Annotated in this window: 15 protein-coding genes; 3 read left to right on the plus strand and 12 right to left on the minus strand. The window is 64.7% G+C overall.

Annotation, left to right across the window (positions count from 1 at the left end; all coding sequences use genetic code 11):
• Positions 1-23: 23 nt before the first annotated feature.
• From GYH34_RS06415 to GYH34_RS06425, 3 genes are read right to left on the minus strand one after another with little or no spacing between them, the layout of a single operon-like run.
• Positions 24-1,310 carry an O-antigen ligase gene (locus tag GYH34_RS06415; RefSeq protein ID WP_161912841.1) on the minus strand — a complete coding sequence of 429 codons (1,287 nt, stop codon included), beginning with the start codon at positions 1,308-1,310 and terminating at the stop codon, positions 24-26.
• The gene (locus GYH34_RS06420; protein ID WP_161912842.1) at positions 1,307-2,275 is read right to left on the minus strand and encodes a glycosyltransferase family A protein; all 969 of its coding nucleotides are present in this window, start codon (positions 2,273-2,275) and stop codon (positions 1,307-1,309) included. Before GYH34_RS06420 ends, GYH34_RS06415 begins: the two co-directional genes overlap by 4 nt.
• Positions 2,272-4,071: a hypothetical protein gene (locus tag GYH34_RS06425; RefSeq protein WP_161912843.1), complete on the minus strand. Its 1,800-nt coding sequence runs from the start codon at positions 4,069-4,071 to the stop codon at positions 2,272-2,274. Before GYH34_RS06425 ends, GYH34_RS06420 begins: the two co-directional genes overlap by 4 nt.
• Before the next feature lie 276 nt (positions 4,072-4,347).
• On the opposite strand from GYH34_RS06425, the gene GYH34_RS06430 reads away from it, so the two are divergent.
• Positions 4,348-5,118, plus strand: a complete 771-nt coding sequence (locus GYH34_RS06430) for a hypothetical protein (RefSeq protein WP_161912844.1) — start codon at positions 4,348-4,350, stop codon at positions 5,116-5,118.
• On the opposite strand, the gene GYH34_RS06435 is transcribed toward GYH34_RS06430, so the two are convergent.
• Complete coding sequence (locus GYH34_RS06435) at positions 5,115-7,298, minus strand: TonB-dependent receptor (protein WP_161912845.1); 2,184 nt, start codon at positions 7,296-7,298, stop codon at positions 5,115-5,117. The two genes, GYH34_RS06430 and GYH34_RS06435, sit on opposite strands and share 4 nt — an antisense overlap.
• A gap of 202 nt (positions 7,299-7,500) precedes the next feature.
• Between GYH34_RS06435 and ykgO the strand changes: the two genes are divergently transcribed.
• Positions 7,501-7,626: a type B 50S ribosomal protein L36 gene (gene ykgO, locus GYH34_RS06440; RefSeq protein WP_024878816.1), complete on the plus strand. Its 126-nt coding sequence runs from the start codon at positions 7,501-7,503 to the stop codon at positions 7,624-7,626.
• 64 nt (positions 7,627-7,690) lie between these two features.
• Here the strand turns inward: ykgO and GYH34_RS06445 are convergent, their stop codons facing one another.
• Positions 7,691-8,623 (minus strand): histone deacetylase family protein, encoded by a 933-nt coding sequence (locus GYH34_RS06445; protein WP_161912846.1) that lies wholly within the window; start codon positions 8,621-8,623, stop codon positions 7,691-7,693.
• Between the two features lie 241 nt (positions 8,624-8,864).
• On the opposite strand from GYH34_RS06445, the gene GYH34_RS06450 reads away from it, so the two are divergent.
• Positions 8,865-9,479, plus strand: coding sequence for a L,D-transpeptidase (locus tag GYH34_RS06450; protein WP_161912847.1), 615 nt, complete (start codon positions 8,865-8,867; stop codon positions 9,477-9,479).
• 44 nt (positions 9,480-9,523) lie between these two features.
• Here GYH34_RS06450 and ribB read toward each other — a convergent pair whose 3' ends face one another.
• The 7 genes from ribB to mmoX form a co-directional block, all read right to left on the minus strand.
• Positions 9,524-10,603: a 3,4-dihydroxy-2-butanone-4-phosphate synthase gene (gene ribB, locus GYH34_RS06455; protein WP_161912848.1), complete on the minus strand. Its 1,080-nt coding sequence runs from the start codon at positions 10,601-10,603 to the stop codon at positions 9,524-9,526.
• Positions 10,604-10,813: 210 nt separating this feature from the next.
• A complete protein-coding gene (gene mmoC, locus GYH34_RS06460) occupies positions 10,814-11,845 on the minus strand; it encodes an aromatic/alkene monooxygenase hydroxylase FAD-binding subunit MmoC (RefSeq protein WP_161912849.1) in 1,032 nt (343 codons plus the stop codon).
• A 16-nt stretch (positions 11,846-11,861) separates the two neighbouring features.
• Entirely contained in the window at positions 11,862-12,197 is a 336-nt protein-coding gene (mmoD, locus tag GYH34_RS06465) for a soluble methane monooxygenase-binding protein MmoD (protein ID WP_161912850.1), read from the minus strand.
• Between the two features lie 79 nt (positions 12,198-12,276).
• Positions 12,277-12,786 carry an aromatic/alkene monooxygenase hydroxylase subunit gamma gene (gene mmoZ / locus GYH34_RS06470; RefSeq protein ID WP_161912851.1) on the minus strand — a complete coding sequence of 170 codons (510 nt, stop codon included), beginning with the start codon at positions 12,784-12,786 and terminating at the stop codon, positions 12,277-12,279.
• 25 nt (positions 12,787-12,811) lie between these two features.
• Complete coding sequence (gene mmoB / locus GYH34_RS06475) at positions 12,812-13,228, minus strand: methane monooxygenase regulator MmoB (protein ID WP_161912852.1); 417 nt, start codon at positions 13,226-13,228, stop codon at positions 12,812-12,814.
• A 15-nt stretch (positions 13,229-13,243) separates the two neighbouring features.
• Entirely contained in the window at positions 13,244-14,431 is a 1,188-nt protein-coding gene (mmoY, locus tag GYH34_RS06480) for an aromatic/alkene monooxygenase hydroxylase subunit beta (RefSeq protein WP_161912853.1), read from the minus strand.
• 133 nt (positions 14,432-14,564) lie between these two features.
• Positions 14,565-16,145 (minus strand): aromatic/alkene monooxygenase hydroxylase subunit alpha, encoded by a 1,581-nt coding sequence (mmoX, locus tag GYH34_RS06485; RefSeq protein WP_161912854.1) that lies wholly within the window; start codon positions 16,143-16,145, stop codon positions 14,565-14,567.
• Position 16,146: the final 1 nt, after the last annotated feature.

Raw genomic sequence — 16,146 nt, forward strand, 5'->3', positions numbered from 1 at the left:
TGAGGTCGCAAAGCCCGGGCCGGTCAGCCGCGGATCTTGAACTCGGCGAGAAAGCGAATGCCGAAGAGGGCGAAGAGCATGCCGATCCAGCCGGGACTGGCGCGATCGAAAAAGAAGCTCTCGAGCGAGTTGAGATAGAGGCTGAACATCCAAATCTGCAGGAAAAGCAATGACACCGCCGGCTCGTCGCCGCGCGCGCAGACGCGGCGAACGTCGCGCGCCGGCTGCACGATCAGCGCCGCGAAGGTGAAGGCCAGCCCCGGCACGCCCATGGCCAGCACAGTGTCGAGGTAGCCATTATGCGCATGGGCGGCATTGCCGGCCCAGATCGTCGTGTCCTCGCCGCCGAAGCGCAGCGCCGCAGTGGCCCAGAATCCGCCGAGCCCATGTCCGAAGATCGGCGTCTCGCCCGCCTTGGGAATGGCGAAGGTCCAAATATCGGTGCGGCCGGTGAAGGAGGCGTCGAGCGGCAGCGCCGCGGCGATGGCCCCGAGCTGCGGGAAGAGAATGGAGCCTATGCCGAAGAAGTTCAGCAGCGCCAGCGGCGAGAAGACGATGATCGACCACAGCACGACATTGCGCGTTCGCTCGGCGAGCAGAGAGAGCAAGATCGTCGTGATGCAGATGGCGGTCGAGCTCTTGCCGCCCGAGCAGAGCACGAAGACGAGCGAGAGGACGAAGATCGCCCAGCCCTCGGCCGTGCGTCCGGCGCGCAGCACGAAAATGCCGATGAAGGTCAGAATGGAGAAAACGGCGCTGGCGACATTCTTGTGGTTGAAGATGCCGCGCCAATCGCCGGCGAGCTGCGGCTCGCCGATGTCGGTCGCCTGATGGATCGTGTAATGCGGCAGGAAGACGAGGCCGAGATAGGAGAGGCCGACGATGATGAGCGCGACGATGCTCAATAGCTTGGCGAGATCGTCGCGGCCGCGCGGCAATAGGAAGAGCGAGAGGCAGCAGGTTCCGACGCAGCCGAGCATCACCACGCGCTTCAGCGAGTTGGAGATCTCGTGCGAGGTGACGAGCGTCACGCCGATCCAGCCGGCCAGCGCGATATTGGCGGGCGTGGCGAGCGCGGCGAGCGCCGGCCGATCGGTCCGCCAGATATAGAAGAAAGCCGCCGCCGCCATCAGGCCGAAGGCGGCGTAGAGCTGAAAATCGCGGCCTTCCGCCAGCTCCAGCGTCTCGGGCGACGCGAGATCGGCGAAAGGCGAGAAGGAGATCCAGCCGATGAGCAGAATGGCGCAGAACAGGATTCCGCGGCCGTCGATCTCGTCCAGCCCTCCCACGGAGGCGCTCGTATCGGTCATGAGGAATAGCGATAGGGTTGCGGCGTCGCGCCGACCGAGGCCAGCAGCCGGCCGACCGCTATGCCGATCGGATGGGTGGCGGCGAGCGGATGCTTGGACTCCCGCAGCATGCGCAGCGCGCGTTGCAGCGAGACCGGGCCGAGCGCGAGATTCTTGGCGATGAGCAGCAGGCGCTGGCGCAGGCTGCGCGCCGCGAGCCGATCTATGCTGTAATTGATCGCGCCTGTGGCGAGGCTGCGCTGCAGCACCCAGCCGAGCGCGAGCCGGCCTGGCGTCACCTGCTCATAGATCTGCGCCTCCTGGCGCCAGAAGAAGGTGAAGCCGGCGCGTCGGCAGCGCGTGAAGAATTCCGTGTCGCCGCCGCCGAGAAAATTGAATCTCATATCGAGCGAAGGCTGGGCGAGCCCGTCGAACACCTCGCGCCGCAGCAGGCAATTGCCGGTGCCATAGATGATCGGCACGGGGCCGGTCTCGCCGAAGGCGGGCCAGAATACCGGATGATCGCGGAAGGCGCGCTTGGCCTCCTCCGGGAAGATCGGCGTCACCGGGCCGCCGACGATATCGGCGCCCTGGCGCGAGCTGGCGACCATCTCGTCGAGCCATTGCGGCTCGGCGCGCTCGTCGTCGTCGATCATCAAGAAATATTCGGCCGCAGGATAGCGCTCCCGTGCGAGGCGAAAGGCCGCGTTGATCGCGTGGACATTGCCTTGGCGCGGCTCCACCGCGGCGACGCCGGAGAGGCGCCCGTCGCGTAAGAAGGATTGCGCCACATCGAGGCCGACCGGCGCGGCCGCATCATTGTCCACGACGACGACGGCGAAGGCGACCTGCGTCGCCTGCGCCTCGATCGACTCCAGCGTCGTCCTGAGCATTTCGGGACGGCGGAAGGTCGGAATGCAGACGACCGCCTCGATGCGAGAGGCGTCGCCGATTGATTCGAGGAGAGGTCGAGAAGCTTGTGTCATTCCAGATTCGTCATCAGGGTGAAGGCGCCGAGCGTCGCCGTGGTCGGAGCGCTCGCCATTGTTCCGCGATTGTCGCGGCCGGGATCCGCGTCGCGGGCGGCCGCCTGGAGAAAAAAACTCATCTTCTCCAGCAGCGCCTCTCGCGAGAGCGCGGAAGAGAGCGCGTGATCGGCGCCGTCGATGACGTCGATCTCGACATTGGGGAGATGTCTCAGGAAACGCGCGTCCGGCCCGAAGCAGACGTTCATCTCTTCTCTACCGACGTCATGGTCGCCATGCAGCATGAGGATACGCACGCTGCGCGCCGACAATCGCGCGAAGTTCGCCCGCGCCTCATGCGTTTTGCCATGCGCGAGGCCGAGACGTTGCGCGAGCGCGACGGCGAAGGCCGAACCCTTGCGGCGCAGCAGCGCCGATGCGATGTCGAGGAGCTTGGCGAAAGCAACCTCGCCATTGGCGACGCGCGCCCAGGCTTTGGCGCTCATCGCCTTGGCGACATAAGTATGCGTCGCCGCAAAGCCCATCTCGAGCAGCTTCTCGCGATCTTCGCCCTCGACCCTGCCGAATACCTGGAGATTGGCGAGCGCCAGCGCCTGCACGCGCGTATCCGCGAGGGCGGCGTAGAGCGCCAGCGCCGCGCCGCTGCACACGCCATAGAGCGTCACATTCTCGAGCCCGCGCATCTCGAGAAAATCCAGCGCGGCCGAGACGTCTTCGGCCCGCGCCGCGTCATAGAGAGCGGAGCGTGGTCCGTTTTCGACGACGGCGGAATCGCCTATGCCGAGCGTGTCCATGCGCAGCGAGGCGAAGCCGAGGCGCGTCAGCGCGCGGGCGAAATCGACAGTGGAGCGGCCGCAGCCGATATGGTGATTGCCGCCGGTGTCGAGCAGCAGCACGGTCATCTTGGGCTTGCCGCGCGGCAGGCACAGCACGCCGGCGAGCTGTCGATGCTCGCCGAACACGACGCCTCGCTCGATGAAATGCTCTGTGGCGAGCACGCCATGCGGCGGCCGCGAGGTCAGCGCCGCGCCCGCGCCCTCGCTGGCAAAGGCGACGACCGCGTCGAGATCCTCGAGCGGCGGCGGCGGCGGCATGGGCGCGGGCGTCAGCGCGCGATAATCGAGAAGCTCGCGCGTCTCGACAGCGGCGCCGAGCGATTGGAGCCGTTGCAGATAGTCCGGCGCCGGCTTCGCCGCCGGATCGTGCAGCACCAGCATGCGCTGAGCCGGCGCGGCTTCGAGCCGGGTGAGGTCGATGCGCTTCACCGCCGCCGCCGTGGGCGCTGTGATGGTGAATCCTTCGAGGTGAATAGCGTCGCCGCTCGTCGCCGCGGCGACGCTCGCCTCCGGCGTCGCGCCGCTCGCCGCCAGAACGCGCGCCATCATCTTTAGCTCGCGCAGATAAGAGGAGCCCTTCACCACGGGCGCGATCTGCGCCAGGCGCTCGACGCCGCCGACCTCGGCCGCGAGCGTCGCGCCGAGACGCAGGCCGACCAGCGCCACCTCGCGCACGCCGATCACCTCGCGCATCCAGCGCACGGCTAAGCGAATCTGCTCGCGCCAAGCGTCGACGATCGCCGGATCGGCAGGGTCGCCGAGGGAATCGCCCTCGCCCGGATAATCGAAGCGCAGTGTGGGCAGGCCCGCCGCCGCCAGACGATCGGCGAGCACGCGCCATGACTGATGCGCGCAGAGACCTTCATAGCCGATGGAGGCGCACATGACGACGCCACGATCGCCGTCCGCGTGATGCAGCCAGCCGAAGCTCTCGCCGATCGTCACCGGTGTGGAATTCATATTCTCGGCTCTCTCACAGTCACGCTCACGCATAATCACACCATGCTCGGTTTAAGTCTTTGTTTCGGGAACTGCGATCTCTTCTTTCGCTCAGGCTTTCGATTCGGTTCAAATCGGCGCAAAAAACGCTTGCCCGGCGTAAAGAAGAAGAAACCGTGCCAGCGCGCATCCCGCAGTCTGCTGGCGTGAATCTTCGAGATTTTCGCGCGTCGGCCGAATGTGCGTCCCAGAATGGCGCAGCGGCTCCCCCGCTAAAGGACAAGGACAGCAGCGCCCATGCTCGCCAGGCAGACCGTCGTCTATTTCGCGGCCAATGTGTTTTCCGCAATCTTCGGCCTGCTCGACACCATCGTATTCACGCGCGTCTTCGCCGTCGCGGCCTATGGCGATTATCTGCTGGGCTTCGGCCTTCGCCACGCTTCTCGCCACTCTGCTCTCCAGCGCGCTGAAGCTCGCCATATTGCGCGAGCAGGCGAGGGGCGACGGCGCCGATATTCGTTGCGCGATCGTCGCCGCAATGGGGCTGCTCGCGGCGGCCGCTTGCTCTTTTTCGTGGCGCGGATGACCGGCCTCGCCGCGCCGGTCTCGGCGGCCGCCGTGATGCTGGCCTTTGCCGTCACCCTCTATGAGACGAGCCAGGAATCGCCGCGCGCGGCGCAGAAGGCGGTCGATTATCTGCGCGGCACGGTCTATCGCGCTCTGCTCGTTTCAGCGCTCGGCGTCGCCGTCGCTTTCGCGAGCGCCAGCGGAGCGGCGCTGCAGGTCTCTTCCTCCATTGTGCTGGTCGCGGCGACGGCGCTGAGCCGCGCCGCTTTCGCCATGCCGCCGCCATTCGGCCGGCTCGCGCTCGTGGGTGCGGCGACGGCGGCGATGGCGGCGACAGTCCACGCGCTTCGAAGAAGGTCGCGGCGTATTCGCCGGCGCTCGCGCTCATCCTATTGGTGGGCGCCGGCGTCGGCGTCTATGCGCCCATCGGCTCTCGCATTCGATCTCGCCGAAACGCGAGCGCTCGTCGGCGCGCGCGCCTGTCAGAGCCCCATCGCCTAAAAGACGAAATTCGCGAACAGCCGCACATTCGCGCCCGGCATCGGAACCTCGTCCTTCTTATAAGAGACGCTGTTGCGTATGTCGGCGTTGAGCAGATTGTCGCCGACGATTCCGACGCTCATTTCCCGCGCCGGGAACTCGCCCTTGGGCAGCGTGACCCTATAGCTGATCTCGGCTTTCAGCAGATTATAGCCCTTGGTCGGCGTCTCGGCGATCGTCGCTACGTTGTTCTGCGCGAAAGCATGCAGATAGCTGACGCGCGCCAGCCAATTGGAGTCGCGCCAGAATAATCCGCCGCCGAGGCGCACGGGCGGAATGCGCGGCACATTGGTCCCATCCGAGAAAGTCGCGCGCACCACGTCGAGCTTGTTCTCGACGCCGAGGATTCCGTCCGCGAGCGGCAGCGCGTCCCATTGGCTCTGGAATTCGCCGCCGCGGAAAGTGGCGTCGCGTTGCGAATAGAGCGCCTGATTGAGCGCGCCGCCGGCGCCCGCCGGCGAGCAGCTGTCGAAATCCTCGTCGCAGGTCTCGCCGGAGAGACGGCGATAGATGAAACCGTCGAAATGCGTGTAGAAAAACGTCGCCTCGAAGCGGAATGGACCTTTGGCGCGGCGCAGGCCGACCTCGACCGAATCGGCGGCTTCGATTCCGAGCAGCGGATTGCCGATGTCGAAAGTTCCCGTCGCGTCATGGACGCCGTGCGAGAACAATTCCGGCCCGCGCGGCGCGCGCTCGACATGCTGCGCCGTCACGCTCCCGACCGTGCCGAAAGGCAGATCCTGCAACAGGCCGACGGCGATGCTCTTGGGCGTGAAATGCCGATCATATTTGAAGGAGGTCGTCGGATCGAGGAAGAGATCGGGCGTCTGTCCCGTCGTCTCGACGCTCTCGATGCGGCCGGCGACCTGCAGGCGCAGCGCTTGGGTGATCTGGAATTCGTTGAACAGATAGAAGGCGATGCTGTGAGAGTCGGTCGGATCGAACAGATTGCCGCCGGCGCCGGGCGCGGTGAGGCGCTGATGCGCGCCCTGCACGCCGAATGCGGTGGTGAGCTTGGCGAAGCGCAGATCGAAGGGCGCGAGCTGCGCCTCGATCCGCGCCTCCTGCTCCTGATTGGTGAAGGTCTGCTGTATGCCCTCTGCGCCGCCCTCGAGACCGACCTCATTATGCTTGTAATCGCTCGCGCCGGCCCAGAGGCGAATAGCCTCGATAAAGGAGGCGGGCGGGCGATATTCGCCTTTCACCGCCACTTTCGTCTGCCGCAGCTGGATGCGCGTGCGGCTCTCCGTCGAATCCATGCCGGGGATGCGATAGACGCTCTCGAATTGCGTGACCGAGGCGCCGAAAAAGCCGCGATCGAAGATGTAGGAGCCGCCGGCCGACCAGCCGCCGGAGCGCATGAAGGAATTGGGCTGGCGTCCGAAGACGAGCGGCGCCGGATCGGTCGGCGCGAGATAAGGGTAGGAGGGAATTGCGTAATTGCTCGTGCGGCGGCCGTGGGCGTCGGCGTGCAGAGCGAAATTCCCCTGGCCGACGTCGACCAGCGCCGCCTGCTCCAGCCCGGCGTCGACCGTCGAGACTGCGCTGCGGGTCTCCAGCCGCGTGCAGGGGCCGGGGAGAGTCTCGTCGCCGCGGCAGGGCAGGGCCTCGGGAATGCGGTTGTTGGTGGCGTTGACGACGCCGCCGATCGCCTGCGAGCCCCAGCGCAACGTCGCCGGGCCGCGCACCACCTCGACGCGATCGGCGCCGAGCGGGTCGAGCGGCACGCCATGATCCTCGCCGAGCTCGGAGACGCCGCTGGAGCCGAGGCCATTTTCTTGAATGCGGACGCGATGCGCGTCGAGGCCGCGCACGATCGGCCGGCTGGCGGCGCCGGGCGCGAAGCTGGAGCCGGTGATTCCCGGCTTGTCGAAGAGGAGATCGCCGAGCGTCGCGCCGCCGGAGCGGCGAATCTCGTCCGAATCGACGACTGTCACAGTGGCGAATTGATCCGCGACTATGGGGAGAATGCCGCGTGTTTCCGGCGCGGCGGGCTGCGTCGTCGCCGGCGCGCGCCGGATCGGGCTCGACGCGGCAATGTCGATCTCGGGCAGCGCCTCCTGCGCGCCCGCCCGGCCGGAGCCGAGCGCCGCCAGGAGAATTCCGCCCGATAGAGCGAGGCGGATAGAAGAGTTTTCCATGAATCTCGTCCCCGAGAGCGTATGTTATAACATAACATCGATAATGCGCCGGGAGCTCGGCCATTGTCAATCTGCGGCGCTGCGGCGAGCGACGAATAGGCGCGGAGGGCTTGATCGCGGAGCCGAAATCGGGCATAGGCTGCGCGCACGAGGCGCTGGGCGGTGATCCCGGCTACATGTAATTTTGTCCGGGGATCGACCGATGAAAGTCCGCAATTCGCTGAAGTCTCTACGTGCGCGTCACCGCGACAACCAGCTCGTGCGCCGCAAAGGCCGCGTCTATGTCATCAACAAGGTGCAGAAGCGCTTCAAAGCCCGCCAGGGCTGACGAACAGCCCGCTTCGCCCTGAATTTACCGACGCGTCGCCCTCGAGCGGCGCGTTTTTCGTTTCTCAGGCGCCCATCAGCGCCAGAATATGCGCCGCGGCCGAGCGGCCGAGCGCCGTGAGGTCGTAGCCGCCCTCGAGCATCGAGACGACGCGCCCATCGGCGCTACGCAGCGAGGCGTCGATGATGCGCTTGGTCGCCTCGCTATAGTCGCGCTCGGTGAAGCGCAGGCCGCCGAGCGGATCGTCCCTGTGGCCGTCGAAGCCGGCCGAGATCAGCACCAGATCGGGCGCGAAATCTTTGAGCCGCGGCAGGATGCGCGTCGTCAGCGCCTCGACGAAATCATCCCCCGTCGCGCCCGCAAAGAGTGGAGCGTTGACGATCTGGTCGAACTCGCCGGTCTCGCTCGTCGCCCCCGTGCCGGGATAATAAGGCGCCTGATGGGTGGAGCAGAACAGAACCTGCCGATCCGCCCAGAACACCTCCTGCGTCCCATTGCCGTGATGAACGTCGAAATCGACGATGGCGACGCGCTCCGCGGCATGGGCGGCGATCGCATGGCGCGCGGCGATGGCGACATTGTTGAAAATGCAGAAGCCCATGGGCGTGGTCGGCCCGGCGTGATGGCCGGGCGGGCGCACGCAGACGAAGGCGGTGTCCGCCGCCCCTTTCATCACTTCATCCACGGCAGCAGTCGCGCCGCCGGCCGCATGAAACGCCGCCTCCAGAGATTCGGGACACATCAGCGTGTCGGGATCGAGCGCGACGAGGCCCTCGCGCGGCGCGGCTTTCTCGATCGCGCGCAAATGGCTCTCGGGATGGACGCGCAGCAGGGCCTCCCGCTCTGCGGCGGGCGCGGAGACGCGGATGAGATGCTGGAACCGTTCGGCCTCGAGCTCGCGCTCTATGGCGCGTAGCCGCTCGGGCTGCTCGGGATGGCCCGCGCCCATATTATGCGCGAGGCCGCTCTCATGTGTGAAGAACAGGGTCCTCGTCATGGCCAGCCGCTCTCGACTCTCGCTAAGGAAGTCGCCCTGCCAAAGAAGTCGAGGCCCTTGTAGCACGCCGCCGCGCCCGGAGGGCGCCGGAAAAATTCTCAAAAAAGCGCATCGGACCGTCCGCCGGCGTTGCGTTGCGGCAACAGGTCGGGAATTATTGCGCGACGATGTTTCCGTTCAGTAAGTTTATGGTAAGCAAATTCCTAAATAGATGTTTCGGGCGTTGAGAAAGGGCGCGTTCATGGATTCGAGGCAGGGTTTCGTCGCGGTCGTTCTCGCTGTGTCGCTCGCCGGCTGCAACGCCGCGTTCGGGCCGCGCTTGCCGGATCCGCAGCTCAGCGGACGCGACGCACAATTCATGGCTCTGGTGCCCACGGCGGATGTCGGCGCGGCCTATGAGCGCTATCTCGTCGACTTCAAGACGAGCGAGCCGACAGGCTCCATCGTCGTCGATACGAAGAATAAATTCCTTTATCTCGTGGAGCCGAACGGCAAGGCGATCCGCTATGGCGTCGCCACCGGGCAGGAGGCCTATGGCTGGACCGGCCGCGCCGTGATCGGCGGCATGCAGGAATGGCCGCGCTGGATTCCGCCCAAGGACATGCTGGAGCGCTGGCCGCATCTGCAGCCGACGGCGGACGCCGGCGGCCTGCCCGGCGGCCCGGACAATCCGCTCGGCGCCCGCGCGCTCTATCTCTTCGAGAATGGCAAGGACACGCTCTACCGCATTCACGGCACCAATGAGCCGGAAAAGATCGGCCAGAGCGTCTCCTCCGGCTGCATCCGCATGCGCGACATAGACGCGATCGACCTCTACAGCCGCGTCAAGGTCGGCGCGAATGTCGTGGTGATCTGAGGCGCTTCTCCCTCTCCCCGCGAGCGGGGAGAGGGGATTTTCCATCAGTCCAGCGGCTCCACGGCCACGATCTCTATTCCAAAGCCCGAGAGGCCCACATAGGTGCGCGGCTTGGGCTTGGAGGTGCGCAGGCGGATCGAGGTGACGCCCAGATCCTTCAAAATCTGCGCGCCGAGACCCACGTCCAGCCATTGCGCGGTGCGCGCCTCCTCCGAGCTGCTGTCCGAGACGACCGGATTGACCGGAACGCCGGCCGCGCCGTCGCGCAGATAGACCAGCACGCCGCGTCCTTCCGCCGCGAAACGCTCCATGGTGCGGCGGATCGCATCCGCGCCGCCGAAGACGTCGGCGATGATATCGGCGCGATGCAGCCGCGCCGGCACGCCTTTGCCGTCGCCGATCTGCCCGACGACGAAGGCGAAATGCTGTACCGGATCGAAGGCGCTGACATAGGCGTGGCAGGTCGCCTCGCCGGCGAAGGTTTTAACCGGGAAGCTGGCGACGCGCTCCACCAGCTTCTCGCGCGCCTGGCGATGGGCGATGAGATCGGCGGTGGAGATCATCTTCAGCCCATGGGCCGCGGCGAAATCGACGATCTGCTTGCCGGCCATCACCGTGCCGTCGTCATTGGCGAGCTCGCAAATGACCCCCACCGGCGGCAGGCCGGCGAGACGGCAGAGATCGACGGCCGCCTCCGTATGGCCGGAGCGCATCAGCACGCCGCCGTCCTTGGCGATGAGGGGGAAGACATGGCCGGGCCGCACGAAATCATGCGGGCCGCGATTGCCATTGGCGAGCGCGCGCACCGTGTTGCAGCGCTGCTCGGCGGAAATGCCGGTGGTGAGCCCCTCGCGCGCGTCCACGCTGACGGTGAAGGCGGTGCCGAGCGGCGCGTCATTGGCGGCGACCATGGGCGCGAGATGCAGCCGCCGGGCCTCCTCCAGCGTCAGCGGCGCGCAGACGATGCCGCAGCAATGGCGGATGATGAAGGCCATTTTTTCAGGCGTGCAGAGCGAGGCGGCGATGATGAGGTCGCCCTCATTCTCGCGATCATCGTCATCGGTGACGACGACGATCTCGCCGCGCCCGATCGCCTCTATGGCCTCGGTGACGGAATGGGACAAGACGGGCTCCGCTGTTCCCGGCGCATTGGGCCGGCGCGGCTGTTCTACTCCCGCGCCCCAGCAGATTCAAACTTTAGCGCGCTTTCCGTTCGATCGATCGGAATTCGCGCTCCAGCGAGCGCACAAAAAAACTGCCCGAGTCGCCCCGGGCAGAAAAGTCGGGAGCCCCGCCCGGCGAGCGCGGCCGAGCGAAGATCGTTCGGCCGCGGCTCAGCCGCTCGCCAGGAATTTCTCGAGATAGACCTGCTCCTTGGGCACGCCCGCCGTCGCCGCGGCGTCGAAGGCCGCCTCGATCATGCCGGGCGGGCCGCACAGATAAATGTCCGGCTTGCCGCGCAGCTTCTCGAGCTCGGCGCGCATGAGATCTATGACCGTTCCCTTGGCGACGCCATTCGCCTCGCTCGCATTGACGACCGCGACCTGCACATCGAGGCTCGGCATGGCGTTCTGCAGCGCCTTCAGCTCCTCGACATAGAAGAGCTCCTCATAGTTGGTGACGCCGAAGAACAAGGTCGCCGGTTGCTGATCGCTCTCCTTCTTCAGCTGCCGGATCATCGACAGCACCGGCGACAGTCCCGTGCCGCCGGCGACGAAGAAGCGCGGCCGCTCGCTCTTGTGCAGCATGAAGGAGCCCGCCGGTCCGCGCAGCGCGACGCGCAGGCCGACCTTGGCCTGCGTTTGCAGGAATTTCGAGAAGGCGCCGTCCGGCAGCAGGCGAATGAAGAATTCGAGCCGACCATCTTCCGCGACCGAAGCCATGGAATAGGAGCGGCGCGTGTGCGTGCCCGGAATTTCTATGTCGACGAATTGCCCGGCGGCAAAGTTCAGCGCGATCGGCGCCGCGCCATCGGCGGTCAACGGCTGCAGCACGAGCCGCACGACATTGGACGATACGCGATCGCATTCGACGATCTCGGCCAGCCAATTGGTCTGGATCGCCTCGAAGGAGATGCGATCATAGGTGTAAGGCACGATCAGATGCAGATCGCTGCGCGGGAAGGTGCGGCACAGCAGAACCTTGCCGTCCTCCTCCTCGTCCGGCGGCAGCGCCTGCACCTTGACGTCGATGAGCTCGTAATCGCCATCCGTGCAATCGGCCTTGCAGGTCGCGCAGCCGCCCGCGCGGCAGGAAGAAAGAAGAATCACGCTTTGACGAAGCCCTGCCGAAATGACGTCCTCGCTCGGTCCGCATTCGAATGAGCAGGTTTCTCCGTCCTCTGTCTCGATGACGATCTGATACATACGTCTTCCGCCCTTGCTACTCTGGCTGCGCCAGCTCGTTTTTCGTTGTCTCGTTGTGATCATCGATCGGGATCGGCGTGCCGAGCGACTGCAGCAGACGCTTGATCTCCGCGCTATTGTCGCCGGGCCGCGCCGCCGCCTCGTCCTGCCGCCGGAAGAAGCCGAGCACATGGGACACCGCCTCACGCGCCGAATCCAACGACAGCGAGCAGCCTTCCTGGACGAACTCACCGTCGCGCAAAATCTCCCAGCGCCACATGTAATCGAGATCCATCGTATAGGCGGCGTAGCGTGAATCTGCGTGAATCAGAATCCGCTGCTCATCCGCCGCTTGTTCCGCGCACTGCGCCATGGCCTTCTCTCCCTTGTCGCGAAGGCGTTCGGGCGGAGGGCCGCCCGAACGCTCGATCTCTGCTTTGTGAAGGAAGCCGTCAGGCCTGCAGATGCAGGACCTTGACGCCGCGCTCCTTACGCAGCCCCTCGAGAGGAGTCGCGTAATAATCGGTGTTGCGCAGCTCCATGAGAATGGTGCCGAGCGCCGCATCGGTGCGCAGGAACACATTCACCGGCAGAACCGGCGGCTTGTAGAGCTGGCGGAACTCGATATGGATGCGCTCCGCCGCATATTTGCTCTCGGCGGCCTTCATCTTGGCGATCCAGGTCGCTTCCACCGCAGCGGCGTCCTCGCCGGTCGTCGCCTTGGTGATGAGATCGGCCACGGAGAGCTTCTCGGTCTTGAGCACCGAGAGACGCTCCTCGATCTTGCGCTCGATATATTGATAATCGACGTCGAGATCGTAGCTCTTGCGGAAGGGCGAGGAATAGGAGAGACGGAAGTCCTGAATGAACTTCGTCGCCTGCTCCACGCTGTTCAGCTTGGCGATCTTTCCTTCCCACTCGGTGCGAGTGGAATTGTCGTGGATCGGTTCTCTTTTCGCCATTGTGGCAATCCTTGTCGTCGACCGATCAAATGTCGGTCAGGGCGCGATCGAGGCCCATGAGTTCCGAGGTGATGGTGAATTTCGTGCCGAGCGTGTAGGCGCGGCCGACGGTCGACGACACATTCACGAGAAGGTCGTAGACCGAGAACGGCTTGCCGAGCAGATCGGCGGCTTCGGCGGCGTCGATCTCGATCGCGCCGTCGGCCTTGATCCACCAGAAACCCGCCTTGTCCTCGACGACGATGGACGGATTCTTCGCCTTGCCGCCCTTGAGCACCATGTCCTCGATGATCGCGTCGATCTCGTCGCTCTTCATCAGGACCAGAACCACGGCGTTGGACTCGTGGACGACCTGGTTCTCCTCGGCGAAGAACTCGTCCGCGAAGGCCTTGCCGGTCTTCTGCATGATGCCGGCGTTGTAAGCGTTATGCGCGCTAGACATAGGAGCGTTTCCTTTTCAGTTCTTGTAGCCGGCGAGAACGGCGTCGACCTTCTGGTCCACGTCGATGTTGAAGCCGATCTTGTCGGCGTAATCGACCTTCCAATCGCCGAAGACGCGCTGCAGCGCTTCCGAGACGCCGGCGCGATCGGTCGCGCCCGCGACCTTCTCGACCTTGGCGTAGATGCCGACGAAATCCTTCAGCGCCGTCACCGAACGCGCGAGATAATGCTCGGTCCAGGCGTTGAGGAAGGTGCGGTTGTGCGCGCCGAATTCCGGATCATTGGCGAGGCAGTAGACGAAGAGATCCTCGATCGCGCCGCGCGTGGTCTGGAAATAGGTCTGCGACTGCGCCGTGAAGAAGGGCGTCAGCGTGTCGCCATAGACCGTGGCGAGGCGCTGGAAGAACTCGCGACGGGCGAATTGGCCGAAGGTCGCGTCATAGACGGCGTGACCCGCCCAGAGGATCTCGTTCCAATCTTGAATGCCCTGCCAGATTTCTTCAACCGCGCCGCGGGCGCCGGCGTAGATCGGATCGGTGGTCCAGATCTTCTTCGGAACATCCGTCGAAGCGTCGAAGCCCGGCACGAGCTTGGCGATGAACAGACGCTCCATCTGGATCATCTGCGCATTGTCGACCTTATCGAGACCAGCGAAGGTCGCCGACTGACGGATCGTGTCCGACAGGCAGTCGCGGCCGACCGACGAATGGGCGTTGAACAGGCCATATTCGTTGTAGAGCAGCGCGCCGTAATATTTGTTGAGGATCTCGTCGCGCCAATAGGCGTCGATGGTGCGGATCGAGCCCTCGGAAGAATAAGCCGCCAGGAAGCGCTGCGTGTAACGCGCCTCTTCCGACTTGTCCTTCACATAGGGAGCGTGCCAGCGACGGGCCGGATCGCGATGGCGATACCAGTCGGTCGTGCGCAGCTCGGTGCTCTCATTGCCCCAGGACGGACGGCCGCCGTGGAACTTCTGAGTCCAATCGCCCCAATCGAGGCCGCCGGCGATCCAGTCGGGATTGGGCTGAGCATAGCAGGACAGCTGCTCATATTCCGACAGGCGCTTCCAGCGCGGCTGGATGAAATAATGATATTTGCGCTGCGTATCGAGCGCGTGATCCGGAACAGCGGCGGCGATGATCGCGGCGCGTTCCGGATCGGTGAGACCTCGCTTCGTAACCTGAGAGCTCTGAGGCTGTGACATTTCAGACGTCCTCCACTAAGGGATTTTTTGTGCTTCGTGCTTGTCGACGGACGCACCTCGCCCGCCGAGGACCCGGCGCGCGCGAGACGCGCCGGGAACCCGTTGCAATTCGACGCGAGGCGTCGAGCGCAGATCAGAATTTGGCGAGCGGATCGGGGAAGACGCAGCCCGCGCGCTTGATGTCCTCGAGAGTCCAGAGGTTGTCGCCGCGCACGTGAGGCTGGGCGATCAGCGTCTTGCCGTCGGAGCGAACGCCATGGCCCTCGGCGATCACTTCGGACAATTCACGTCCCTCATACTGCTCGAAGAGATTGTGGCACTCGTAGCGCTCCGGCTCCGACAGCCACATACGCTCACCCCAATCATCCGTGAGCGAATGCTTCTTGCCGTTGAACTCGTGCACGCGCAGCGAGCCGGAGCCCTTGGCGAGAGACGGGATGAACGGCACCTGCGAGACGCGGTCGATATAGACGTCGTGACCGTTCTGCAGCAGCCAGGCGTAGGGGATGAACCCGCTCTTGGGATCCTCATAGCCGAGCTTCTTCCACTCATTGTAGATCTTGCCGTAGTGGTCGGCCCAACCCGGGTAGTTCGCCTCGAACCACTCCTGATCCTCCTCGTCCGGCAGAGCCAGACGCGCGAAGCCGAGCGGCCACAGCGCGTAAGCGGCGAGGGCGAGATCGTGATGAGCCCAATAGGCGTCCGTCTTGGCGTCGCGCAGCGAGCGGGGGCTCTCCACGCCATATTTGCCCAGGCGACCGATCCAGATTCCACCCCAATCCTCGTAGACCCAACGGTTCCAGGTCTTCACCCAGGGCTCGACCTTGAACTTGGAGCCATACTCGAACAGATAGCCGAGGGCAGGCGTGAAATACTTCTGCTGCGTCCAGAAGGCGTTGTTCAGATCGGTGTTGAGGAACTTCGCCGCCGCCGGATCATTGGCGATGGACACCACCGTCTGATAGCCATTCGCCATATGGCGCAGCTCGTCGGTCTCCACCGACAGGAAGACCGTCGGCGTGATCTCGTCGCCATTGGCCGAGGCCCATTCGGTGACGGCGACGATCAGCGGATTGGTGAAGCAGGCTTCGCCGACCAGCTGCAGATTGACCGAGCATTCCACGGCGTCGCCGGAGATGAAGCCGTCGGCGAAGACGCGCTTCATGCCCTTCCACAACGGACCGATCGCGCGGGTGCGACGGGCGTCATTGTGGCCGGCCGGATCGTGATAATGCTTGGAGTAATAGTGGTTGATGAATGCGCACTGATGCGTGTGACGAATTTCGTCGAGCACCTGAGCGAGATAGCCATTCTTCTGCTCGGCGGCGGTGGCGCTGTCCCACAGCATGGCCGAAGCGGCGATGGCGTTATACTCGCCGACCTCGAGGAAGTTCGAGATCACCTTCATGGTCTCGCCCCAGCGGGGATGCACCTTGTTGCCGGCGCCGAGACGGGTCAGACCATCGAGCAGAGTGCCGAACTGGCGCTCGTCCTTGGCCGCCTCCATGCGGGCGTATTCCTTGGCGATGACCTTGAACTGCTCCTTGGTCTGGTTCGCCATGTGATATTTGGTGGCGTATTTGGTGCGGTTTTCTTTGAAGTCCCAATTGAAGCTCTGCAGCCACTTGTGGACCTCCTGCGGCTCGACGCCGACCGGAGCGCGGTTGACCTTCAGAGCATCGGTCGCCGCTTTTGTCGCGAGACTGATCGCCATG

The organism is Methylosinus sp. C49 (assembly GCF_009936375.1).
Lineage (GTDB): Bacteria > Pseudomonadota > Alphaproteobacteria > Rhizobiales > Beijerinckiaceae > Methylosinus.